At 55.5% G+C, this 23906-nt stretch carries 15 protein-coding genes and 1 pseudogene; 9 read left to right on the plus strand and 7 right to left on the minus strand.

Going from position 1 to position 23906, the window contains the following annotated elements; all coding sequences use genetic code 11:
* Positions 1-145 precede the first annotated feature (145 nt).
* From ACPOL_RS21260 to ACPOL_RS21300, 9 genes are all read left to right on the plus strand, one after another.
* The gene (locus ACPOL_RS21260) at positions 146-3514 is read left to right on the plus strand and encodes an outer membrane beta-barrel protein (RefSeq protein WP_114208835.1); all 3369 of its coding nucleotides are present in this window, start codon (positions 146-148) and stop codon (positions 3512-3514) included.
* A 112-nt stretch (positions 3515-3626) separates the two neighbouring features.
* The gene (locus tag ACPOL_RS21265) at positions 3627-5066 is read left to right on the plus strand and encodes a CDC27 family protein (protein ID WP_161557493.1); all 1440 of its coding nucleotides are present in this window, start codon (positions 3627-3629) and stop codon (positions 5064-5066) included.
* Positions 5067-5218: 152 nt separating this feature from the next.
* On the plus strand, positions 5219-6880 hold the full coding sequence (locus ACPOL_RS21270) for a GDSL-type esterase/lipase family protein (RefSeq protein ID WP_114208837.1): 1662 nt from the start codon (positions 5219-5221) through the stop codon (positions 6878-6880).
* Positions 6881-7004: 124 nt separating this feature from the next.
* Complete coding sequence (locus ACPOL_RS21275) at positions 7005-7181, plus strand: hypothetical protein (RefSeq protein WP_201758921.1); 177 nt, start codon at positions 7005-7007, stop codon at positions 7179-7181.
* A gap of 48 nt (positions 7182-7229) precedes the next feature.
* Positions 7230-8422 (plus strand): IS3 family transposase gene (locus tag ACPOL_RS21280; RefSeq protein ID WP_236656931.1). Its coding sequence is split into 2 segments (ribosomal slippage): positions 7230-7482 and positions 7482-8422, totalling 1194 coding nucleotides; the frame shifts between segments, so codons are not numbered across the junction.
* 210 nt (positions 8423-8632) lie between these two features.
* Positions 8633-10051 (plus strand): SIR2 family protein, encoded by a 1419-nt coding sequence (locus ACPOL_RS21285; protein ID WP_114208838.1) that lies wholly within the window; start codon positions 8633-8635, stop codon positions 10049-10051.
* Positions 10048-10623, plus strand: a complete 576-nt coding sequence (locus ACPOL_RS21290) for a hypothetical protein (protein WP_114208839.1) — start codon at positions 10048-10050, stop codon at positions 10621-10623. Before ACPOL_RS21285 ends, ACPOL_RS21290 begins: the two co-directional genes overlap by 4 nt.
* Positions 10620-11855, plus strand: coding sequence for an AAA family ATPase (locus tag ACPOL_RS21295; RefSeq protein ID WP_114208840.1), 1236 nt, complete (start codon positions 10620-10622; stop codon positions 11853-11855). Before ACPOL_RS21290 ends, ACPOL_RS21295 begins: the two co-directional genes overlap by 4 nt.
* Positions 11856-12189: 334 nt before the next feature.
* Complete coding sequence (locus tag ACPOL_RS21300; protein WP_150133087.1) at positions 12190-12963, plus strand: hypothetical protein; 774 nt, start codon at positions 12190-12192, stop codon at positions 12961-12963.
* On the opposite strand, the gene ACPOL_RS21305 is transcribed toward ACPOL_RS21300, so the two are convergent.
* The 7 genes and pseudogenes from ACPOL_RS21305 to ACPOL_RS21330 form a co-directional block, all read right to left on the minus strand.
* Positions 12960-15035: an nSTAND3 domain-containing NTPase gene (locus ACPOL_RS21305; RefSeq protein WP_236656932.1), complete on the minus strand. Its 2076-nt coding sequence runs from the start codon at positions 15033-15035 to the stop codon at positions 12960-12962. The two genes, ACPOL_RS21300 and ACPOL_RS21305, sit on opposite strands and share 4 nt — an antisense overlap.
* Before the next feature lie 90 nt (positions 15036-15125).
* A pseudogene (locus ACPOL_RS36460) lies at positions 15126-15293 on the minus strand (restriction endonuclease); the annotation flags it as partial.
* A 223-nt stretch (positions 15294-15516) separates the two neighbouring features.
* Entirely contained in the window at positions 15517-16686 is a 1170-nt protein-coding gene (locus ACPOL_RS21310; RefSeq protein WP_114208843.1) for a hypothetical protein, read from the minus strand.
* A gap of 214 nt (positions 16687-16900) precedes the next feature.
* Positions 16901-20533 carry a MobF family relaxase gene (gene mobF, locus ACPOL_RS21315; RefSeq protein ID WP_114208844.1) on the minus strand — a complete coding sequence of 1211 codons (3633 nt, stop codon included), beginning with the start codon at positions 20531-20533 and terminating at the stop codon, positions 16901-16903.
* A 5-nt stretch (positions 20534-20538) separates the two neighbouring features.
* A complete protein-coding gene (locus ACPOL_RS21320; RefSeq protein WP_114208845.1) occupies positions 20539-22953 on the minus strand; it encodes a type IV secretion system DNA-binding domain-containing protein in 2415 nt (804 codons plus the stop codon).
* A gap of 3 nt (positions 22954-22956) precedes the next feature.
* Entirely contained in the window at positions 22957-23355 is a 399-nt protein-coding gene (locus ACPOL_RS21325; RefSeq protein WP_114208846.1) for a hypothetical protein, read from the minus strand.
* A gap of 199 nt (positions 23356-23554) precedes the next feature.
* Positions 23555-23893, minus strand: coding sequence for a hypothetical protein (locus ACPOL_RS21330; RefSeq protein ID WP_114208847.1), 339 nt, complete (start codon positions 23891-23893; stop codon positions 23555-23557).
* Positions 23894-23906 lie beyond the last annotated feature (13 nt).

The raw sequence follows: 23906 nt of genomic DNA on the forward strand, positions 1-23906 counted from the left end.
TGGGGCATGTGTACTAGACCCATGCCCCCACGGTGCCCTATGGCTTGTTGTGCTATGCGTTCAATACGATTCGTGCCGGTTGTGAATCGTCGAAGCGCACGTAGCGAATCAGAGATTGCGGCGTAGCTGAAGCTCCGGAGGCATCATGAAATTGAAAGCAGCATTGAAATACGGGACGTTCTCCTTTGTTTACACTTTTCTTTGCATCACGCAGGCTTTTGGTCAATTCGCCGGTTCCGTACAGGGCAGCGTACAAGATCCCACCGGTGCTCTGATTTCCCGCGCAACCGTCTCACTTGTAAACCTCGACACAGGTGTTTCGGCGACAGTTTCCGCTGACAGCAACGGAGTCTATAGGTTTCCCAGTTTGGGAGCAGGGCGATATGAAGTAACGGGCTCAGCGTCGGGGTACGCGATTGCCAAGGCTCAAATCATCCTCCAAACAGATGAGAACCGGGATGTGAAACTGGTGTTGGCTGTTGGATCTGTGACGCAATCAGTAGAAGTCACGAATCAGCAGCCGCTCTTGAACAGTTCGGAAACGCGTCTCCAACTGACTCTAGATACACAAGCATTTGATGACCTCCCTCTCAACGGACGAAATTTTGGGACGCTGATTGCACTTGCACCTGGCGTCACTGGACGGGGTAATGTAGGCAATTCGGGAAACGACAACTTCAACATCGAAACCAACAACGAAGTTGGGTCAAACGGGCGTGGGGAAAATGGAAATCTTTACGTTCTGGACGGCCTAGACATCACTAGCAACATCCGTCCTGGAGTCCTCAACTTGAGTCCAAACCCTGACGCGGTTGCGGAAGTGTCGATCCAACCTAATACCTTCACCGTTGACTATGGGCGGGCTAGTTCTATCCAAACTGCTATAACCACGCGAGGAGGTACCAATCAGTTCCATGGCTTTGCTAGCGATTATTTTACAAATCAGAATTTTCAAGCACTGACACACTTCACCCGCAAATACCTGCCTTATCACAGTGACAATATTTCGGCAGGGGTTGGTGGTCCGATTTTCAAGAACAAGACGTTCTTCTTCTTCTCGGTCGAGCCCCTCCGGTCGCTAGCTTCGAACGGCGGCGGCAGCGTGACGTTTGAAGATCCCGCGTTCGTTGCTTTCGCGAAGATGAATTTCCCAACCTCGATTGGAACTCAGCTGCTTTCTAAGTATGCTGTCAGCGGTGTCAGTCAGATTGCTCTTCAGCAGACCGCCGCTCAAGTCTTTCCTGTGACAACCACCGGAGCTACGACAACAGGATGCGGAACATCAAGCACCAGCTTCCTTCCGTGCGCGACGCCAGTCTTCGATTCAGGCGATTTCAATAGTTCCAGCTATCGCAATGGCTTGCAGATCGGCATACGGCTGGATCAGAACTTTAAGAACGATAGAGTTTATGGAACTTATTTTCGGACAACCACCAATTTTGGTAGTCCGTCGGTCAGACCTGCATTTACCAGTTCCAACAAGTACACCGGCGATGCTGTGCAAGCCAATGAAACGCATACCTTCTCGCCTAACACCCTGAACGAAGTCGCGGGCTCCTTCTTGAGGATCAACGGACTCCTTGACTCGACAGGGGACTTTAGCGTCCCCGTCGTCAATGTTGGTGGCGGTGAAGCTGGTTTTGGCGTTGGTTTCGCGCAAGGTGACTTTGAGCAGAAGAACTACCATTGGCGCGATGTGCTGACGCACATCATCGGTAATCACAGTATTCGCGTCGGATACGAAGGATCATACGGCCAGGATCTGGCGCTGTTCGCTCCGGTTTACGATCAGCCGAGCTTCTACTTCAACACTGTTATCGATCTTATCCACGATAGCCCGGCGGTACAGGACCAGTATGGATCGGGACTTGCCTACAACCCGGTAACGGGACAACCAACTGCGGGACAATATGAATACGGCCTTCTCACCTACGGCATTCTCGCCGAGGACACCTGGAAGGTATCGAAAAAGCTCACCGCAAATTACGGTATTCGCTTCGACAGCTTCGGCAATCCGCACCCACTTAGTGGAACCATCCTGGCAAACTTTCATCTTGGTGCGGGGTCAACCACCGCACAGCAGATTGCGGCGGGCTATCTGAAGACGCAGTCTCAGGGTTTTAACAGCAGTATCAAGGCACTAAGTCCCCGAGTGGGGGTCGCGTACGATCCGTTTGGGACGGGCAAGACGGTGCTCCATGCCGGTTTTGGGGTTTACCACGACGCACCGACCTTAGGAAATGACGAGAACGGTCTCCGAGGCAATCCTCCAAGTTTCACTGTTCCGACCTTCTACAATGATGGGACAACATCTGCGCCGATCTTCGCGCTCGGTACCAGCGCTTCGACACCGAGCGGCTTCCCATATCCAAAGTTTGGTGGCACCCCTCTCAATTCGCAAGGAGGATTTGTAGGCCAAGCTTTTGCGATAGGCGGCATAGATGTCAACTTGAAGAGCCCGTACACATTGAACTACATAGCGGTTGTAGAACAACAGCTTATCCCGTCGATTGTTGCGAAAATCGGTTACCAAGGCTCACATTCTGACAATCTACTGACGGCGGGTGGATCCACCTATGAGCAGAACACTACTGCCTATGGTCTCAACATAAACAAGTTCAGTGGAGATTTGTTTCAACAGGGATATAATCCTACGCCTGGTAACTCCAATGGTTATCGAACGAATCCCACGCGACTGAATCAGAGTTTTGGGTCCATTACATATGCTCAAAACGGAGCGCGCGCCAACTACGACGCACTTGTTACATCACTTCAGGGCCGGTGGGGAACAAGAGCATTCATGACCGCTTCCTACACCTGGGGACACGCGATGGACAACGAGCAGTCGTATCCAACTAATGACTTGGAACGATGGTACAGCCGATCCCCATATGACATCGCGAATGCCTTTTCATTCGGTGGCAGCTATCGGATTCCAGGTTTTAACAAGGGCTCAGGATTAATTGGCCGGGTTACAGACGGCTTTACACTTGCCGGCACGATCTTGCTACAGTCTGGAACTCCGTTCAGTGTTGCAACCTTCAATGGCTTCCAGCCGATCTTCCAATCCAACACTCCGGGATCGCCGATCATCGGGTTGCAGCCGTCGAGCGGTGATTATAACGGTGACGGCGACAACTTCGATTATCCAAATGTGAAGAGCTATGTCGCGTCGCACACTCGCAAAGCATTTCTCAATGGATTGTTCCCCAATTGTGCAGGAAGTTTGACATCAAGCTGCGCATCGTTCGCTCAGCCTGGGTTGGGTCAGGAAGGCAATGAGTCCCCGAACAGTTTCAGAAATCCAGGCTTTGCGCAAGCCGATCTAAACGTCAAAAAGATCACAAAGATCAATGAACGCTTGAGTATGGAGCTTCGGTTGGATATCTACAATGTTCTGAACCGAGTCAACCTTTACGGAGTAGACGGTAATCTCGGCGATTCAAATCTGGGCAGATCTACAAGCCAGTACACACCACGCAACATGGATATTGGTGGCAAGATCAGCTTCTAGGTATCACGGATAGGTTAATCTGCCTATCCGGCCAATCAGCGCAATAGCGAATCAATCCGCAATAACGTGAGGTCACGTTATGTCTAACCTTCTCCTAAGGAGGGCCGCAGTGATGCCCTCCTTTTTCCTTATATTTGTCGGCTCAATATTTCCGCTCGCCGCGCAATCGTCCCGTTCGACCTCAACATTGGATCAGATCGTCGGATTACTCCACGCGGGCCGCTATCAGGAGGTTGTTGCCCGATCAAAGGCTGCGTTAAAGAGAAATCCTACCGAGGCGCGCCTATGGACAACCCTTGGCGTTGCATATGCACAGCTTCAGGAGCCAGGTCCTGCTAAAGAAGCTTTTTATCAGGCAGGAAAACTAGATCCTTCTGATTTGACCGTCCTCGAAGACGCGGCGCAGGTCTCATATAAAGCCAGACTTGCTGGCGCAGAGCAAGATGTTTTGGCTCTCGTCGCTCGGGATCCAGATGATTCGAATGGGAACGCGATGATGGGAGTGTTCGCTGCGCGAAGAGGAGACTGTCAGCAGGCAGTGGCTGCATTTGAAAGGGGGCGGAGCGCAGTGGAGCATGACTCCGAAGCACTCGACAGATTCGGTCAGTGTCTCTTGATACAGGGCAACGCGAAGGAAGCTGCTGATATATACCGCAAAGAGCTTGAGCTATCGGACATTCGTCCCTCTACTCGCTACTACCTTGCACTGTCGCTCCTAGCTCTAAAGCGCTACGCAGAGGCGCTAGAAGTTGTGCAACCTCTAATCGCCCAAGATGACCAATCGGCTCTCCTGATCGAAGCAAAGATTGACGAAGCACAAGGCCACCTCACTTCAGCCGTCGAGATTCTTCGCCACGCTATCGCTCTCAACCCACATGAAGTCAAAAACTACCTCGAGATAGCCACCGTCTGTTTTGACACCCGATCGTATAGAGACGGTGTGAAGATGCTCGATTTCGCGATAAAAGAAAACCCTGATTCGGCCGCGCTTAGGACTGCCCGTGGAATCCTCCACGTGCAGCTTTCAGAGGAAGGCCTGGCAGCCGTTGATTTTGATGAGGCTGCACGAATGGACGCTCAGCAGACCTCACAGAAGGAAGCTCATGTATTGTTTGCGCTCCAGCGTAACGATCTGAGCACTGCGGAGACCCAGGTTGAGCAGGAACTGCGCGGCGCACCCCATGACAGCGCCTTGAACTATCTTGCCGCTCAAATAATCTACAAGCAAGGTACCGACAACAGGCCGGATCGACTGAACAGAGCAGTTCAATATGCTGAAGCTGCCGTTACGCTAGATCAGACAAATTTCGATGCGCGCGACCTTTTGGCCGAGCTCTACTTCGAACAACACGACTATCAAAAGTCCATCAAGCAAAGCAGGGCCGCTCTTAATATCAACCAGTTCGATCAAGCGGCAATGTATCGCCTACTGCTGAGCTTGAAGCGAAGCGGAGATCCGGAGCACGAGGCCGCAGAGTTGACACATCGCTTGGGGCAAATGCACTCAGAAAGTCATGAATTAGAGCAGACTGGGCAGGAAAAACTTCCGTAAGTCCCATGCTTTACAGGCGAGCAAATCAATCGAAGGCATCCGATGCAGAACTTCAGACATCTTCCGTCGGCATTTCCGTCTTCGGTCGCCGGCCGCTATCTTACGCATTCTCTATATAAACATCATCAGCACTGACCGTAAAGGACAAGTCCATGTCATCAAGTAGCTACAAACTATTTCGAAAGCCATTGATTGCCATTGGTTTTGTGTTCACTTTGTTTCTAAATCAGGCGTTCGCTCAAACCTGGGTCTCAGCTTGGGGAACGTCTATCACCGGCACATCATCGCTTTCTGCTTCGAACTTTAGTTGCCGCTGGATTGCTCGGGCCACCCTCGGCGGATCGGGCGTTCGGTTGCGCTTATCCAATGTTTTCGGTGACGCTCCGATCACCTTTGCTGCTGTTACCGTTGGTATTCGAACCAACAGCGCTAACGTAAACAGCACTAGCACCGTCACGTTCGCGGGATCCAACTCGGTGACTATTAACACTGGGCAGGAAATAAGCAGTGATTACATTGATCTTCCCATCTCAGCGCAAACTGATCTTGCAGTGACGCTTTATGTCCCCGGCTCCATCGATAGCTTCCCTTACCACACAGAGTTCACCAGTCAGTATTGCAGCACCTTCGACGGATCTGCGGGTGATCATACAGAGGATTCATCTGGGTCGGCCTTCACGAGTGTCGCAACGACAATCGGATGGTTAACTGCCATTGATGTTGTTGCACCAGATTCAACTTCCGCAGCTATTTCTGCCATAGGCGATTCCATCACTGATGGCTACAACGTAGCTACAGACAGCTACGGTGGTTGGACTGATGTCCTCTCCCAGCGACTCAATGGTGCATCCAGCGATAGATCTATCTTGAATGCCGGTATCTCCGGCAACACTGTGTTTCAGAACGGAGGTAACGGTGTTCCGGCCGTCTCTCGTTTCGGTCGCGACGTTCTGGAACAGTCAGGCCTTGCATACGTCATCCTGTTTGAGGGAACTAATGACATCAACCTCGGGGCGTCAGCAGCAGATCTGGAATCCAACCTGACATCTCTAGCTAATACCGCCCATGCCGAAGGGCTTGGAGTTATCGGTGCAACGATAACTCCGCGTCACAATGGGTGGTCCGGCGATCAGGACAGTAAAGACTCCATCAGAGATGCAGTAAATCAATGGATTCGAGCGACTTCTGTGTATGACAAATATATTGACTTTGATGCCGTGATTCGGGATCCGAACGCTCCAGAACAAATGAATTCTACCTACTTGAACGCAGCAATGGACTGGATACATCCGAACGTCCAAGGTTATGCGGCCATGGCAAACGCCATCGATTTGTCGATCTTTTCCGCAAACAAAATAATCGTGAGAGACCCGAGTTTTGAGCAGAGCTCCAGTGGGAGCTTCGCAAACGGCTGGTTCCATTACGGAGCGTCTGGATCAGGGGGTGTCGACGTAAATGCGAGCAAAGCTCACACTGGGAATAACGACGGCTGGATCTTCACGACCTCGCCGAACTGGACAGGAGCAGCTCAAAACGTCATGGTTACCGCGAACACGAACTACACTCTTTCAGCATGGTTCACCTGCTCGCAGAATTTCGGTAAGAATGCCTACTTGGGAATCTCCGACCAGAACGGCGGAAGCAAATCAGAAGTGAATTGGGGAGACGCATGCTCGTCCACCCAGTACAACCAATACTCCGTCCAGTTTAACTCGGGCTCCCTAACGCAGATGCAAGTGTACATGGGCTTCAACAATGGACAGAGTGGCGGTTCCTGGATCTTGATAGACGACGTGCAAGTTACACCTAGATAAGCAGGCCGCAAAACCTCGCGGTCCGTGTAGACACGCCCCCACGGTTCACCGGCGGTCACGAACCCTAACCGGTCCGGTAAACTCGCAGATTCAATGGTCGACGCCTGCCATTCAGAGGAGAAGAATGAAACGTCATTCTAGAGTTGCTGCGATGATCTGTTTTGGCCTGCTCTCTATCAGTGCTCAGTCACAAGAGCAGGGGCGATGGTCTGAACAGCGCGCGAACGAGTGGTATGCGAAGCAGCCCTGGCTGGTCGGCGCAAATTACATTCCGTCTAACGCGATTGACCTGACCCCCTGAATTCGTCCAGTTCGGAATACGATTTGGACGAAGGAAAGGGGAAGTGCGATGAGCAAGAGTCGTCATACGGAGGCGCAGATCATCACCGCGCTGAAGCAGGTTGAGGCGGGGCGCACCGCCGAGGATGTTGCGCGGGAACAAGGTGTGAGTAAGCACACGATCTATGCCTGGAAGGCCAAGTACGGGGGCATGGAGGTGAGCGAGGCGGAAGAGGTCAAGCACCTGCGCGATGAGAACTCGCGGTTGAAGAAGCTGGTCGCCGATCTCAGCCTCGACAAGGACATGCTGCAATCGGTGATAAGAAAAAACTCCCTGGGCTCGTAGAACGAAGGGCAGAAGTGAGGCGCTTGCTGGCAGAGTTCAAGGCCAGCGAGCGCCAGGTCTGCGAGCTGATGGCGGTGCCGAGATCGAGTGGCCGTTATCGAAGCCAGAGAGATGACAGCCCGCTTCAGGAACGGCTGCGGGAACTGGCGCGGGAGCATCCGCGCTTTGGCTACCGGCGTCTGCATTTGTACTTGCATGAGGAGATGGGCGTGAACCACAAGAAGGTGCAGCGCGTGTATCGCGAGCTGGGTCTTACCGTGAAGCGGACACGGCGCAAGCATCTGCGGCGGACGCTTCAGCCACGGCCCGTGCTGACGGTGCCCAACCAGGAGTGGGCTCTGGACTTTGCCAGCGACGTTACGGCGGCGGGCCAGCGCATCCGCGTCTTGGGTGTCCTCGACAGCTTCACCCGGCAGTGTCTGGCGTTGGAGGTCGCTACCAGCTTCCCCAGCCGGCGCGTCACCCGCGTGCTCGAACGGGCGATCGCGGCATACGGAAAGCCGCAATCGATTCGCAGTGACAATGGACCCGAACTAACCTCTCGCCACTACCTGGCGTGGGCCATCGAATGGAAGATCGATCTGCTGCACATCCAGCCGGGCAAGCCGACGCAGAACGGAGCCATGGAGAGCTTCAACGGAAAGCTGCGCGACGAATGCCTCAACACAAGCTGGTTCTGGAACCTGTTCGATGCCAGGAGGAAGATCACGGCTTGGAGGACGGAATATAACTCGCGCCGCCCCCACAGCTCGCTTGGCTACAGAACGCCGGACGAGTTCGCGCGGCAGTGGCAGGCTGCTTCGCTTTCAGAAGCAAAGAGTATGGCTGTGGACCAGCCGTATCAAGGCGACCCTGACGGGCTCCGCTTCGCTCCGGCCCTGACACGGCTGCTCCACAGCCAAGAGATCTCTACCTAAGAAAGAAAAGCAGAAAAATGTGAGTTATGATTTCGTACACCAAACTGGACGAAGAATGGGGGCAGGTCACAACGACTGCTTGAGTTCCTAAGGGAAAAGATCGATCCGACTGACAAGGATTGCAAGTTTCGGGCCTCGCTGGTCGAAATTTTAGCGCTTGCACCGCTTTCCAATGACGACTGGAAGGCAATTGACTTTAGCCGTCCGGCGATGGAATGGCCAAAATTCGTAGAGATAACCAAGAGTCTCATTCTCCAGTATGCGAGAGTGCTGGACATCGCGCCGGCGGGCGTAGAGGCTGACTATCTGGTCTGGGAAGCCATCGATGTGGCAAAAACCTACGGCGATCCCACGACGGAACCGGACATCGAACACCTTTGCATCGCCATCCTGATGATGGAGGGGCTGGCATCCGATATTGTAAGTGCAAACTGGGATGGTCTGGTCGAGAAAGCTGTTGAACAGCTGGCGGGCGGTCTGCCAGTCCTCCGTGTATGCGTCCTTGACGAAGACACCAGGACCGACGGACAAAGAGGGAACCTCTACAAATTCCATGGCTGCGCCGTGCTGGCCGCGCGAGACGAAGCGACGTATCGGCCGAAGCTTGTCGGACGCGCTTCACAGATCAATGGATGGGCGAACCAACGAAGTAATGAGGTCATGCTCTCCAAGCTGATCGAGATTGTCACAACTAAGCCTACATTGATGCTGGGCCTGTCGGCGCAAGACAGTAACATTCAAGGCGTCTTTGTGGCCGCCCAAAACCGAATGGCGTGGCCCTGGCCTTCTCATCCGCCAGCCTTCGTTTTTTCCAACGACAAACTCGGCCCAGACCATAAGACGCTGCTCCAGAACGTCTACAAAGACGCATATAGCGCCGCAAACCGTGAGCCAATCGAACTGTCAGCCCTGCTTCGAGCTTACGGAAAGTCCCTGCTACCAGCCCTCTGCCTTCATGTGGCCGCCACGAAGCTGTGCAGGCTCATCGATTTGCTCTTTGAGCACTTTTCCCAGCTGGAACGGGCGAAACTACATGCGGGAGTGACTGCCCTCCGCAACCAGGTTGCCGCAACCGCAGTGACCCTGGGCAAAGAGCCCTTTGTGCGCTCAATGATTAGCTTTTCCGGACGGACGATGTCACTGTTCCTTGCCGGAAAGGAGCCACATTCCGTCGGGCCGCAATATCGGCCGATCTCAGTGACCCCTGTGCAACACCTTAAAGCCGATCCATTTCTCACTATTTCAGGCACGAAAGAACTCTCGGTTGGCATTGGCCTTTTCGGTATCTGTGTCCTCGGCGCAGGCTGGACGGCAGAGGGACCTGCGGCCGGGACAGTCCGGCCTGGTGCGTTTCAAGTCCGGACAGGTACAACGGTTCTTCAAGTGTTTTTTGCTGCGAGTGCGCAAAGCGCCGAGCAACTCGTTGGCAACAGCTTGGTCGGTCTCACAGACGAGGCCATCGTTATCCATAGCCATGCAATACCCTCGCCGATGGCCCGCGCGGCCCGGCGGGCGCCGGGAAGGACGGGACTACCTGGTCTGCAGGAAGTGAGCATCGCCAAAGTATGTGAAGGCATCACCAATGCCGACGACTTGGTTCGAAGGTTTCGGGAAGAGGTAGCGCTATGACCGCCACAACTCCGGTAGAACGGGTCGCCGAGATCCTCGAAAACGTGAACTACAGACGAATACCAGTTCCTGTCACCATCGGCGGTATTGAATTTACATTTCCTGCTCTCTTCGTCGGGACTGGACTATCCCAGGACCTCATCGTGGTGGTCGACGGAACGGTCGAAAAAGAAGAACGGATACTGCAAAAGATCGAAGGCCTCGCTCGTGTATTGGATCGGTTGCGATCACGTCGTCCTTTGACAACGGTCGTTGTCGGTCGACGTCCTTCGAGTGCAACGATCGATGGAATGTTTCGGGTCAGCAGGGTCCTTCCGGTAGGAACAGCCAGCGATACTGCAAACCTTAGAGACTGGCTTTCTGTGTTGCTTCCACTGACCCTTCCCGATCCGAAAGACGCAGGCATAGCTATCAACCAGATGGATCGAGACGGCCAACCGGATCGAGACCCGATCGCAGAGCAATTACTGGCCTCAGCCCGCATCAGTGAAGAAGCCGCTCGTGAAGTCCTCCATCGGCTGCTTGCCGAACCTTTTAAGACAGTCAATGGCGAACCCACGGAGACCGTATGAGTTTTAGGCTGAAGACGCTTTCCGTAGAAGACTTTCGTAGTATCCGCGGACCGGTCTCGGTCTCTCTGGACGCCCCCGTGGTCTTGATCCACGGCCCAAATGGCACTGGGAAGACGAGCCTGCTCTCCGCGATTGAATTTGCCCTCACGGGTGCCGTGCCGTCTTTGCAACGCATGGACCCCAACTATATCCACTACCTTCCGCACAAAGACGCTACCAATGGGCGTGGAAAGATCCGTCTTGAGGTCTCGGGGCTTCCGGTAACGAATGAATGTGAGATCGTCGTCGACGGGAAGAACGTCCACCCTACCCCGTTGCTGTCTGCAGAGCTCGCCAAGTTCTTCAATGAGCGATGCTTCCTTCCTCAATCCACGCTTGGTCGACTCCTTGAGCTTTACCAACACCAGGAAAAGAAAGCCGATACGCCGTTGACATTGTTCGTAAAGGACCTGCTGGGATTGGACCACTTCGATGCTGTAATCCAGGGGTTGCACACAGCCGGTGATGTCCGCAGGACGCGCGAGACTGTGCCCGAATATTGGTTCGCAAGAGAAGAAATTCCGGAACTCGAGAAGACGGTCGCCGAAAGAGAAGAGCAAGAGAAGATCCTTGATACGGAGGTCACGAACTCAGAGCTGCGGGCAAACGAACTACTGGGTGTGTTGAGCCCACCCCAAACATTCGAGTCAGCCAACGTACAGGACCTTCGCAGCGCACTCAATTCATCCGAACTCAGTGCGCTGGCCCGGTCAAGAAGAGACCTGATTGCTCTTGACGAGCAGTGGCAAAAGTCCACGAGCGACCTCGAGACGATGAACATCGGAGAACTCGAACGGCAAGACCACACCGTCCAGGAAGCGCTCACTTCTTGGCGGTCGAGCGACGGGAAACTCCTGGCACAATATCTCCTCGAACTTCAATCATTCTTCCCCAGCCTTCCGGCGATCGAGGACGATGGTGTATTACCTGCACACAAACAAGCTTCGGACGCAGTATCACGCGAACTCAATCGCCTCAACGAAGTGTTCGACCGAGAAGATCTGGATGCCCAGCGAAGTGTGACTTTAGCTGAGTCGGTAGAACAAGGCAATCTGCGTCTCAAGCTCCTCGATACCGAGATTGCGCAGATCGCCCCCGCCAACGAGACTCTGGCGCAACTTCTCGCTCAAATCGTGCCTTTTGTCCAAAGCAATATTCAACGGCAACACTCAGACTTTGCAGATGGCCTCTGAGTTCGGTCAGCCGCGCGCGCCTGGTCTTGAGCTCATCGAGTTGGGGTGAAGGTAGCCGGCGAGCATTCAGCCCCTGTAATTCGCGCGTGGCCGTGCTGATCGCTGCTGTCGTCGTCGATTTATCGGCAACGATGGCTTGTAGTCGACCGGATGACTCGACAAGCACGGCGCCGACCTTGAACGACAGGCGGCAGCGGCTGCAAGACAACTGGGAAACTTCCGCAGCAAGGAACATATTGCGACAACCTTACGGACCAACTTGGACAATCTCGCTCTATCGCTGTCGCAACCTATGCTCGAAAAGTCTGAGCCAAGCAGTAGCGGCATTGAGAGATTGCGTAATTACATTGAAGCCAACGAACGTCGTCTATCGGCCCAGAACGCAAACCGCACCGAAGCGATCTCGGTGGTAGAACAGCTTACAGACCAGCGCAAAAGGCTAGGATTGGTCCATAGTGAACTCCAGACCAAACGGGCCAGGCTCTTGCTCCTTTATGTTGCGAAAGAAGAGGCAGACCGCAGGATGGGCATTGCGAAAGGCCTCATCGATGAGGCACGAGAGACCCGGGGCAAGATTGTGCGTAAGGTCTTCAACGAGGACCTGAACCGGGTCTGGCGTGACCTTTTCGTTCGTCTCGCGCCTGAAGAACCTTTCGTCCCGGCATTTGCATTGCCAGACTCTGCCAAAGCCAATGTCGAAGCTGTGCTGGAGACGTTGTACCGAGACGGTGGCAAAGGTGGAAACCCCAGAGCGATGTTGAGTGCTGGCAATCTCAATACGGCCGCACTCACACTGTTCCTCGCGCTCCACCTGTCGGTAAAACGCGAACTCCCTTGTCTGCTTATCGATGACCCCGTGCAGAGTATGGACGAAGTACACATCGCGCAGTTCGCGGCCCTCCTCCGGACCCTCTCGAAGCAGAAGGAGCGGCAAATCATCGTCGCGGTCCACGAAAAACAGCTCTTTGATTACCTGTCTCTTGAGCTCAGTCCGACCTACATGGACGACCGGCTGATCACCATCGAATTGCGAAAGACGCTTGAAGGCAGAACAACAGCCTCTTGGTTGCCTAAGGTATACGAGGTCGACCAAGCTATCGCGGTTTAGACCGACTGAGCATCATCTGGGGTGCTGACATCATCAGCTTCGTCGAGGTTCTCGATCTCGTATGAGAGCCCGCGGAACATCTCGTCCATATCAAAGGACTGGGACGGCTCCTGGTCCCAATCCTTTTCGGGCTCTGGCGTTTCCTCTTCCTCGGGGTCCATCAGCGTTGCCGTCTTCAGCATTTCTGTAGTAAACAATGAAGTCCGGTCTTCGACTTCGTAACGCTTTGCTGTGAACTCCAAGGAATGGGCCTGTGTCCGAATGTGGTCAGCATCGGTCTGAAGGAATATCTCATCAGCTTCCTTTTCACAGAAAGAGACAAATGAGTCTTTGAAGAAGCCGACCTCGTCAGGTGAAAAAAACGAGTTTCCGCGTTCCGTTAGGAGAAGCACAGCCTGATGACATATCATCTCCGACGCACGTTTTTCCAGGTGAGACTTCAGCGAACGCAGATACGACTCATCTACTTCATCTCGGATCTTTCTGTTCATCAGAGTCTCTCCAATCCGAGCATACGCAACGACGTCAAGGCGCAAACTCTCAAAATGCTTCTCGGTCTGCTGGAGTAGCTGCCTCGCAAATGTGCGTAGCTCAGGGCTGTCCAGTTGTTCAGTCAGTTGGACGACTGCTGACACTCGATCGATCGAATTTACCTCGTTGCGTGTCATTCCAACGAGGCCCGCGTCAGTGCTCCATTGTTGCAAGTGGGCGGACGATGATTGAAAGAGACGGCGGAGCGACCTTTCCATGTTCTGTTTCAGCTTCGCTGCCGATTTTGAAGGCTCTCCCTTCGGACCGTCGGCCAATGCTTCACACTGTTCGAAGAAGACCGCCGAATCCAGGAGATCCATGACGTCTTTTTCATTTGCATCCAGGTGATGCGCAAGGAAGTCGCCGACTGAGGGGTTGTGAAAACTGACAAGCCGGTCGTCTCCGACCATCGACGTCGAGATGAAGTTTCCGTCTAATTCTCTCAGGGCTTTCGAGAACTCGTGAGGCTGACGGGTGAAACCACCCCTCTTTGCTCGTAGCTTAAGGAAGCTCTCGAAGACGTCTTCCAAATCCTTCACGAGACAGTCAGTCGGCATAGAAGCAAGGGCGAGAAGCAAGTACTGCGCACCCTCAGTCAGTTGTTCTTCAAATGCGTGCTTCCAAATCCGGCTCGGATTATCGAGGGACGCGATGAAGTCTTGGGCGTACTCGCCAGCAACTACACTACGTAGATTGCGAGGGTCGGTCATATGCTCGACAATGCGTGGATTGTAGTTCCTGTGATTCGCTATCCGGCGATAGGTCCAATTCTTTAGAAGAGCAAGCTTGTGCTCCCTAGAAAGCCCCGAAAAGAAGATATGGTTGTAGAGGATAGCCGCACGTGCCGACTCGCTATAGTCATCAAGATCGAGCACGCATGTCTCAGCATCGAGGTTCGCATTCGCGAGCCTTTCAAGCCGCAGGCGCGCCTGGTTTAGGATGTACTCGCGTGTGGTCATAATGAAACGCCAACGGGGGTTGCGCGCGGCGTCTTCCATGAACTCGATGATGCGAGCATCTTCGTTCCGTAACAGCTTGTCGAACTTCGTCGTTCCAAGGAAGTCATCGAAATAAAAGACAAGTTTCTCTTGGTATCGGGCCGATTGCGTCACTTGAGAGAAATCGAAAGAGATACGAACAGGTTGGAAATCGTGTCGATCGACGTAGTGGACCATAAGCATTTCAGCCAAAGTCGTCTTGCCAATACCCGGAATACCGGCGATGACGCAGGAATGGTGCTCTTCCAAGATATCCAGAGCCTTTCGAAAAGCCGGAGTCTGGACGTATCGTTGATTCTTGGCCCGGGCACGTTCGACCGCCCGCTCGGAGTATTCGAGTAGACCTGCGAATACCAGCCTTCGGAGCACTACCTCGCTCGTTAGCCAAAGCTTGAAATTGTTCTCTTCAATGCGCGGGAAGGCAGTCAGAAGACGGTTCAGGTCGTCCCTGCCGTAAACATCTTCGTCCGTAATGCAATACGGGTCGAATATCCCCCGTATCTCAGACTTCCTGTTTGGAGTGAGCCCGAGAGAGGTACACAAAATGTATCGTTCCGGACTCAGTGCGGCTACCTTCGACACTTCCGACTTTGCAAGGACACTCTTAAGCTTCTCGTACCGAGAACCGGCGTAATGCTTACACTGGACAACGATGTCCGCGTCAAGGCAGCGTAGGTCAACACCCCCATCTGGCCCTGAGGTGAAGCTCTCGAATGTCTCTCTCAGCTCTGCCTGAAGGAGATCGCGGCACATTAGCTGGAAGTCATACGGCGATAAAGAACGGAAATCGTAATCAGGCATGAGGGATATTGTTGCTTACCAGGAGTCGAAGAGAGAAATCGCGGTACACAGGCAGGCACTCAAAGCCGGTGGGCAATCAAAGACCGAAGCGGTCTGTAAGTACCCTTTCTAGTATGCTAAGAACCATACCTTGTACGACCTCCTGAATCCTTTCAGCCCACGTCCCGGGCGTATCGACCATCTTAATGTCTTCCCAGTTACTAATCCGTGACCATCTCAGGTCTTAAGCGGGTACCTGATAGCTGTATCTGCCAGGGGCCAGGTAAGCGCGGACCATTCCATCTTTCGCGTCTAAGACGCCTACAGGATTCGGCATCTCACGAAGTCCACCAAATATCTCATCCTCTACGGGCACGGGCCATAGCGACCCTGGCTTGACAAACTGACTTTCATGTACGACGTTCACAAAAGCTTGCCGGTCGTAGCGAGTCGTGAGTAAGTAAACCATGTCTCGGGCCATAGGCATTTGAGGTGCAATATCGCTTATGATCCTTTCCGTCACGGAACGGCGAAGAGCTGCGTGCGCGCCAAGCAGTCCCGCAGCGTCGAGTTGTTCATATCGCTTCTTATGCAGATCGACAGCTGCTAGCAAGCCATCATCGAAAAGGTCCTCAGGCAGATCGATGTGCTTCCCCCACTCACGTTTCAGCTGCTTTGCCAATTCAACCGCGCGTTCAGGGTCACGAGTCTCCTGAATATCACATAGTTGACGATATGCATCTTCTAGCTGATACGACGCATCTTTGGCTCGTTCCCGAATGCGTTCGAATTCTGTTGGAATATCCGCCCATCGGTTATCGATCTTCTCCTCATACATCGCGAGGATCGGAGGTGCCTCATTCTTGACCGTTGGGAGCGCCCATGCGGCAAAGGCACGATTTGTGTCAAAATCTGCATCGTGAAGCGCACGCTCAATACGGTCTAGGACAGTTCCTCTGTCAAGGATCTGAAACCGATGCGTAAGGACCGCCCGGCCTGGCAGAACGAATCTGCCTGGCTTGCTGTGCTCCGACGATGTCAGTTTGAAGCGCTCGCAGATCTCCTCTGCGGACAATAGAAACGACTGCGCCCGGTCTTCTATTCCTGAATGGCAAATCACGAAGAACTCACTTCGGGGCCTGCCCTCGGGGCTTCTCACATACTCGCTGTGGACATAGTGGGTCGTAGTTGGATCAGCGTAGAACTTTGCCTGGATGAACCCAACCCGTGGTGGCGTCCGGTCTAAGAGTGACCGATGGGTCAGTCGGCGCTGAATAATCAGATCTGCACCGTCAATGTCCGCAGAGCGCTCCAATATCCAAAACCTGTCTAGCAAAATGGCGCGAGTTCGCGCTTCAGCAAGCGTTCCGTGTTCCTGTCGGATCAGCCAAAGAGGACGCGGTTCGCTCTTCATCTCTCCATAATATGCGGACGAGAAAGATGAGGCCCTATAGCTTTATCCATCTCGGGGACCGGTCACTTCCGATTATGGGCGAGGTTAAAAAGAAAGCGCGTGAAGCCGGAACAGGAAGAAACTGCTGGCCGTTGGTCAGCTTGATTTCTTTTTAGATCGCGATTCAGGGCTTGAACTGCAGAAGTCTCTCGGGACGATCTGCTGACCGGATCGGCTAAATCTCGATGGCATACCCCTCAACCTCGATGAAAGGAGCCTCGATCCCCGGCATGGGAATTTCCGCGACAGCCAGAACGGCAAACTCTTTCTGCGCGGCAAGGTCAGGCGACGCGGGGTGGTAACCGTCCGACGTGAACACGGTCAGCTCGTGGAGCTTTGCGGGAAGCTGGGAGAGGGCTTCGCGCTGCGCTGTTATCTGCTCGGCCTCGCCACTCAGGATGACGCGATCTACAGCCAGGCGTTTCGTCGATTCGATGGCATAGCCATACTCGACGTGCTGCGCCTGTTCGGGTGTGAGCTGCAGGCTGGCTCCCGAATCGACTTTGACGGAGAGGCCGCCGTCCTCGTGGATTTGCTCGATGGTGGCAAGATTGCCGACGCGGATACCTTGATCCCACTCGGAGCGGGTGAACTGGATGCGCTCCCCCTCTCCCAGCTCGCGCTCCTCGGGGCTGTAGACCGTCGCTTTAAGGCGCATCTGCCACTCGGTTGCAGGGTTGTAGACGCGGGGGCTGTCATCCGCTCCGGTGACGGTGATGAGGTTCTTTTCGGCGTCTACGCCGGTCACTGTTCGATAGGTGTTCGGGGAGATGCCCAGCTCATCGCTGCCCTTGCTGCCATAACGAATCACGTCGCCGACTTCATAGACCGCGGCGATCTTGGCATCTTTGTCTGACAGGAGTTTGTCGGTGAGGACGTTGGCGCTGAAGGTTTCGCCCAACCGTCCCTGCTCGTGAAGATCCGCACGGATGAGCCGTGTCAGCTCTTCACGCTCCGCCTTATCAGGAGCGAAGATGACGGCGCGATCTTCTCTGGAAACGTAATCCTGCACCACGGCAGCCAAGCGGTGTTCCGGGTCGCTGTAGACCTGGATACGATTGGTATCCCGCAGGAGCGCGGTTCCCGACTGTGGGTCATCGCGCCGGAAGCTGTCCACCGCCTGCCGCACATCGTTGAGGTCAAGGGCCGAGCTCTTCGAAACATCGGTTGCCAGCCGCTCGCTCAGGTTGGCGGCGTTATTTGTGTAAATACGGGCGTCGTAGGCGGCACGGGAGATGGCGACATAGGCTAGCCGGTCATTGATAAGGGAGCGGCTGGAATCGGTGTCGATATTGGCGATCACGCGATCGGCGGTGAGTCCCTGCGAGCTGTGGGACGTGACCGCGTAACCATGGTCGAGCTGCCGGAACTCGGTCGGGTCGAATGTTACTTCGCGCCCACTCTTGCCATCCATGCGGATGGTGATGGAGCGCTCCTCAAGTGCCGTGATGGTGCCAAGGTCGCGATTGGCGATGCCGAGATCGCGGTTTCCGGCGGTGAATTGAATGCGCTCGCCTAAGCTGAAATCCCGGCTGCGTTCTTCAAAGACGTTCACGCCATAGAGCCGCTTGGGGTCGTAGGAGATCTGCTCGCCGTCCTGCTTCTGAACGGTGAGGGCGTTGGTCCGGGCGTCCACATCGATCACACGGGCCTTGGAATTCCGCTCGAAGCCGAGAGCCTTGCTGCCGGACTCGTAGCGGATCACATCGCCGGGATTGTAGAGCGCCGCCCAGGTGCGGCCCGCGCCGGTGAGGTCGGAGCGATGCGCGAGTGTCTGGAACGCGCGACTATCCGGGGAAAGCTGGCCGGTGCTTCGCAGCTCGGCGCAAATGGCCTCGTTGATCTGCTGACGGCTGCGGTTGTCCGGGGAGACGACGATGGTGTTTTCCGGTTGGGCGGCATAGTCCCTGGCGATGGCCGCGATACGATCCACGCCGTTGTTTACCTCGATCACGCGGCGCTGCTGGGCCAGCAACTCGACGCCCTTCTCTGTCTCTCCGGTGGCAAGGTGCTGGACCGCCTTTAGCAGCTCCGCATCCTTCTGCCGCATGATCTGATCCAGTTGCGAGGTCTGCATCCCGGCCTGCTGCATCTGCTCGAAGGGCTTGCCGGCCTCCACGCCCTGATGCTGGCCGATGTCTCCGATGACCAAAACCCGGTCCTCGGGCAAGACCTTCTGAAGAAAATCCCGCATTTGCTTCGAAGAGGCGAGCGAGGCTTCGTCGAGCATGTAGAGATGTCGGTTGGTAGGTTTGGTTTCTGTTTTGCGGGCGAGAAAACTCTGTAAGGTGTTCGCCTCAATTCCGGCCTCGCGGAGCTGGGCAGCAGCGCGGGACGTGGGCGCCAAACCCTCCACCTTATATCCCTTCGCTTCCGCCCCTTCCCGGATGGTTTCAAGGCTCGCGGTCTTGCCTGAACCGGCTAACCCCTGAAGCCCATGAACGCGGTCCGTCGAGGTCAGTACCTCATGAACAACGCGCCGCTGGGAGTCATTGAGAAAGCTCCTCGTATCGGCCTGAGCGAAGGCTTCGCGCTCGGTCATCATGGGCGCAAGAGCATGTCTGCCTTCCCTGACCTGCTGGATATTGGCACGCTCGGCGGCCAAGGTTTCAGGCGTCGTAAACCGCTGCGCGGAGTCATAGGTCCGCTGGCCGAGAGTTTGAAACTGGCCTTGCTCACGGCGCGCCGAGAACTGGTCGCGGACCTCGGAAAAGGTCGCCTCGCCCATGCTGCGTCGAAGCGCGGCCGTCATGATCGCACGCTCGTCGGCAACAGCCTCGCGTTCGAAAAGATGGTCGCGAGCGAAGGTCATCGCCTCCTGTGCGCGGACAGGCGACGGTTGTCGTACACCCTGCTCGATGGATCGCTGCCGCGCCTCTGCAACGACCCGGCTGGCCTGGTTGCCGAACTCGGCGGCGACCTCCCGGTGCGCCTGCAGCACCTGCTCTTTGGTGAGGTCTTGTTTCTTTTCGCGCGTGGAGTGCGCGGCGATCTCCGCAGCCTCGGGTCCCTTAAATCCGTTCCGCTCCAGATGCTCCCGGATCTTCTCGGAACGTGGGCTGGACGCATCCAGATATTCCTGCGAAAAGCCTTTGATCGTCGGGGCGCCGGAACGCCCACGCTCTAACTCATAGCCCAGCTCGCGGAGCCTGTACATCAGGTGTGATTGGTACACCGCCGTCGCGTATCTCTGGCTTTCAAAGAACGCTCGCTCCTGGAGGGCACGGGGCGAGCCGTCCTCCCGTTCGGTCACGTTGAAGATAACGGCATGGGTGTGGAGCTGGGGAGCGGCGTATTCATCGACCGGGCGGGCAGTATCGTGTTCGAACTTGGCTGCGACAAACCGCCCGGTCTGCTCGCCAGGGTTGTTGCCGCCGATCCGTGCCTGTGTGTACTGTTCCAGTTCGGAGAGTGCAGCGGTCACCGCCTCCCGGTGAGCCAAGCGCACGCGCTCATCGCCGCCCACCAGAGCGGTCAGGGACACGGACTTGGGCGCGGAAAAGGTAGCATCCCAACCGGCCCGGTGCTCCACCGTCTTGGTGATGGAACCATCCGGGTTGGTCTGTTCGCTGGCGATGCGATGCTTCACCATCTGCTCGCCGGTTTGCGGGTTCTGACCATTGGCGAGAGCCATGAAGTCGGCTTTACTGACGGCTCCCGAGAGGCCGAACCTGTCGGCCAAGTCGCCCTGCCACTCGCCTAGCGGGGCGTCGTCTTTCGCGTAGTAGCTCTGTGTCTCGGACACAAAATCCTTGGTGTGATACGTCCCCGCCTGCGAGGAGTTGAGTGCCTTTGAAATCGTCAGCATCGGGGCTACTCCAGAGAGAGGCTGAACTGCTCATCGTCGTAAGGCGGCAGGATATGGGTTTGGTGCTGAGGATCATGAAGGGGGATAAGGTAAGGGTCTAAATCTGTGAGCATGATCGGGTCGGAAGTGGTCTGCTCCGGTTGCTCTTCGGCTCGGTTGACGATATCGGCCCATTCCTCTCTGACCGCCTTCAACTCGTCTTCCGAAACGTCGCGGCCCTGCTCCTCCAGTGATTCGCGGAACTGTTGCAGCTCCTGAAGAAACTCGGATGCGACGGCAGCAATGCCGCTGGGTTCCGGGGCTGACTGCCCAATTGTCTGCGCCTTGGCCTTTTCCGCGGGTCCATCCCCGGACATCGTAATAGCACGGCGGTGCTGCGCCCCTCCTTTTCGCTTAGGTACCTGCGGTTCTTTCGCTTCCGGTTTGGGCTCTGTCACCGACAGAGGCTGCGTCTGAGCTTCAGCACTGGCGGGCGCGGCTGGTGGGGCCAGCGGCTCAAGTGTGCGTCGATCAAACTTCAGCTTGTCGTCGGCGTTTTCGCGGGGAATAAACGCATCCGTCATCGTCGGCAGGCCGTGGTAGTCGAAATCGAAGCGGGCGATCCGATTGCCAAGTTTCAGATACGCGCGGCGGTCCTCCAGGCCAGAGATTTCAGACGCCATGACCAGAGGCTCAATCTGCCTGTCGATGGTGTAGTTCTTGCCCGCGCGGGAGCCGTCGAAGTGCGTCTCCTTCAGGCGCTCGATCTCGACCTTGCCGAGCGTATCCGAGATCCATTCGGCGGCTTTACCCTCCGTGGTTCTCATGAAGATTTTGGTGGCGGGCTGGCTCAACATGACCTCGGCGATCTTGCCGTAGATGTCCTCCAGTTGGGCGCGGCCCTGAAAGCCGACCACGAGCGGATTTTTCGACTTCCTGCTCTCTGTCATAGCGCTGTGGAGCTGTGGAAGTTTCTGCAGGCTGGCCAGTTCGTCAATCACAAACCAGACCTGCTTTTGCCCCGGCTTGGGAATCTCCATCAAGCGCATCACGAGGATGTCAATCCAGAGTGAGATGAGTGGGCGCAGCACCTCGCGCTGAGACTTCTTGGAAGTAATAAAGATCCAACCTTCGCGCTGCTTAGCCCAATCGGTGGCGTTCCACATCGACGTGGTTTCTTCCTTGCGCGGGAGCAACCGGAGACTCTGCGCGACTAGTCCGAGGCTGGCAAGAACGCCCGCCGCCTGAGGGCCAGCCTTGCGGTCGATGTAGAACGCCATCTCCGTCCCCTTGACCTTCTTTTGTAGGAGAGTTTCATCGGCCATCCATTCGGCCAGCGTGTGGGGCGTGGGTCCTTCGCGGAGCAGATGGGCGAAGATTTGGGCGGGCGTTCGGTAGAAGAACTCCTTGTTCGAACTGTTGGAGCTGCCGCCCGATGGTTGGTATAAGGATTCGGAAATCGTTGTGGCTTCCTGGTTGCTCTCGATCTCCATGGCGGGCGACCAGAACGGGCAACGCGCGTCGAGCGGATTGAGGATGATGTCGCCGCGTTTCTTATCGTAGAATCGCTGCACGAACTCCGAAGCCGGGTCATACACAATCGCCACATCTCCACGGTCCCGGATCTGTCGAAGTAGCTGCATGATGAGCGTCGTCTTGCCCGCGCCGGTGTCGCCCATCATCTGAAAGTGCTGGGACTCCTTGCCGGGCGGAATCCGCATCAGGCCGGTCATCTCCGTGGTCTTGAAACCAAGTCCCAGATGAGCTTGGTTGCCACCCTCCTTACTGGCTCTCCATGCACGGAACTCGCCCAGGGGATTACGCCAAAACTCACGCATGACGGCGCGGTGGAACTCGCGTGGGCTCATCATTTCGGGGCCACGGAGGACGCGGCCATACTTTAGAACTTTGAGCCGCTTGATGTCGGCTGGGACCGCAAACCAAAGCATGATGGCCAGCAGTACCCCAGCTTCGATGTAGGTCAGGAGAAACAGGTGCGGAAGGCTTTCGCCTTTGAAAAACGTGAGGCGAAGCCAGCCATATAGAGATGCGTCCTGTAACCTCTTCGGAAGACCCCGCCCAAACCACCGATAGCCCTGTGCCTGCGGAAGCGCAGTGAGCTGGATGGGTACGGTCTTCCCGTTCGGCAGCGTCGTTTGGCCATCCTCGAAATCAAATGGAAGGGCAAGACGCGGCTGTCTCTTCGTCGCACCGTAGAGATAGAACAGTCGGTACTCACCGGCTTGGTGGAAGGCCGAGCCAGCGGCTGCGCGGACGTATTCCGTCAAGTAGCTCCGTTGCATGATGGACATGGAAAACGCGACCCTCTGCCATGCAAAAAAGCATAGACACATGAGCGCTACTCCAATTGCCGTGAAGGTGTACACCGGCACGGTCGGCGGTGTGATAAGCGTCTCTTTTCTGCCCCAGGTCGATGCCATGGTTTAGCTCTCCTTTGTGCTGTTCAACCGTTCTGTTTGCTCTGCCAGCTCACGGGCGATCTTCCGCTTCACTTTCTGCACCTCCGTGTGAATTTTCGTGTACTCGGCCTCGGGGAGCGCGCGGGTCTGCCCGATCATCTTCAGCATGTTGACCAGCAACATGCGTGTAGCCACGAGTTCCACCAGAACCACGTCAGGACCGCTGCGCTGCGCTGCTTCGATCAGAATCTCGCGCGCCCATTCGCTCACAGCCTTGCCGTTGTGAGCGGCGGCGGATTCAAGCAGCCGCAACTCCGGTTCAGTCAGTTTGGAGTTGACGGAGAACACCCTGCCGCTACGCCCGCGCGAGCGGCGAAGCCGGGTGCCAAGGTCGAGATCATCGGGAGATGTTGTGCAGCTCATAGCTACCTCGGAAATGCTGGATTCCTATAGGAATCTGCGAGTTCCTATAGGAATCCAATGCCTGGTAAGTGATTCATTAGAAGGCGGATTCCTATAGGAATCCACTTTCGGCTGAGACGACATCCTTCGAGGGATGGAGTGTCAACCTTCTTCCGGTGCGCAGCACCGTAGTGGCTCTGCCACTGCATTAGCAGCGGGATCATGCTTTCGATCCCGCCACAAATGCCGCTGGTTGTGCGGGTGCATGTGCTGGCGATGAGGCAGCGGATACTGACTTCCTTGCTGGGGGCTCCGCGGCATCATTAGCTGGCGCTCTGCGAATGCGAAGCGTCGAAGAGGCCTGCTTCGCTTGTGGTGTCTTCAGAAAGTCCTGGAAGTCGCGATCTTTCAGGAACACATAAGCGAGCGCCTGTTCCACCACATCATCCGCCGATGCGTGGATGAAAGCGGCGTACTGATCGACCTGCGTAGCGGTTGAGTCAGTGAGCCGGATAGAGGCGCTGACCTGGCGGGTTTGAATGACTTCGAGTAATGGCATTGCTGTTCTCCTT

The sequence above is a fragment of the Acidisarcina polymorpha genome (assembly GCF_003330725.1).
Lineage (GTDB): Bacteria > Acidobacteriota > Terriglobia > Terriglobales > Acidobacteriaceae > Acidisarcina > Acidisarcina polymorpha.